Source organism: Mycobacterium sp. 050272, assembly GCF_039023525.1.
In the GTDB taxonomy this organism is placed as follows: Bacteria; Actinomycetota; Actinomycetes; order Mycobacteriales; family Mycobacteriaceae; genus Mycobacterium.
Genome location: NZ_JBCHKV010000059.1, coordinates 1 through 1,310 on the forward strand (window position 1 = coordinate 1; position 1,310 = coordinate 1,310).

Consider the following 1,310-nt stretch of genomic DNA (forward strand, 5'->3'; position numbering starts at 1 on the left):
TGAACCGCCCCAGGTTTTGTTCCGATCTTTGTAGGAGGATCGAGAACATGCCCCGCCAGTATTCGCCGGAGTTTCGTCAACGTGCGTTGCGGTTGTTGGACACCACGATGGAGGCCTCGGAAGTATCGGAGTTCGAGGCGATTAAGTCTGTGGCCGGCAAACTTGGTATTTCGGAGGAGTCGGTTCGTCGGTGGCGGCGCAAGGCCCAGGTCGATGCCGGTGAGCGTCCCGGCACGACCAGCTCCGAGCATGCCGAGATCCGCCGCCTCAAGCGTGAGGTCGCTGACTTGCGCAGAGCCAATGAGATTTTGAAGTCTGCGTCTGCGTTTTTCGCAGCGGAGCTCGACCGCCCCGCGACGAAATGATCGCCTATATCGATGCGCATCGCGATCAATTCGGGGTCGAGCTCATCTGCCGTATCTTGCGGGCAGCAATCCCGGGATTCCTCACCTCTCGGGGCTACCGAGCCGCCCGGACCCGCCCGCCGTCGGATCGCGAAATCCGCGACGAACAACTGATCGCCGACCTGGGTGAGGTGCACCGGCAGAATTACTCGGTCTACGGGGTCAAGAAGATGCATGCGGCGATGAAACGTCGCGGATGGCGCCTGGGCAGGGAACAGACCCGGCGGTTGATGCGCAAGGCCGGGCTGCGCGGTGTGCAGCGCGGCAAGCCGGTATTCACCACCCTCACCGACCCGGCCGACGCGCGGCCGGCCGATCTGGTCAACCGCCACTTCAAGGCCCCAGTACCCAACCGGCTGTGGGTCGCTGACATCACCTTTGTGCGGACCTGGCAGGGATTCTGCTACACCGCGTTCGTCACCGACGCCTGTACGAAGAAGATCGCCGGATGGGCCGTCTCGACCACGATGCGCACCGAGGATCTTCCCCTGCAGGCATTCAATCATGCTGTGTGGCAGTCGAATACCGATCTATCCGAGTTGATTCATCATTCCGACCGCGGATCGCAGTACCTATCGCTGGCCTATACCGATCGACTGGCCGAACTGGGCATCGCCCCATCCGTGGGCTCGCGCGGCGATAGCTACGACAACGCCCTCGCCGAGGCCGTCAACGCCGCCTACAAGACCGAGCTGATTAACCGCGGTAAACCCTGGCGATGCATCGACGACGTCGAACTCTCGACCGCCGAATGGGTGGCCTGGTACAACCAGGAACGCCTGCACGAAGCCCTCGGCTACCGGACACCAGTCGAGTACGAGGCCGCCCTCACCGGCACCTCACACCCCGCGAGCCAGCCAACCCCGGCCCTCGCAACCGACTAGGAACAAAACCTGGGGCAGTTCA

The 1,310-nt window shown here is 62.7% G+C and carries 1 protein-coding gene and 1 other annotated feature; the gene reads left to right on the forward strand.

Annotated features, from left to right (window positions below; all coding sequences use genetic code 11):
* Positions 1-47: 47 nt before the first annotated feature.
* A protein-coding gene (locus AAHS21_RS31950; RefSeq protein WP_342931260.1) for an IS3 family transposase occupies positions 48-1,288 on the forward strand; the annotation gives its coding sequence in 2 pieces (ribosomal slippage) (positions 48-333 and positions 333-1,288; 1,242 coding nt in all).
* Positions 323-439, forward strand: a sequence feature (AL1L pseudoknot). It overlaps the preceding gene by 117 nt.
* Positions 1,289-1,310: the final 22 nt, after the last annotated feature.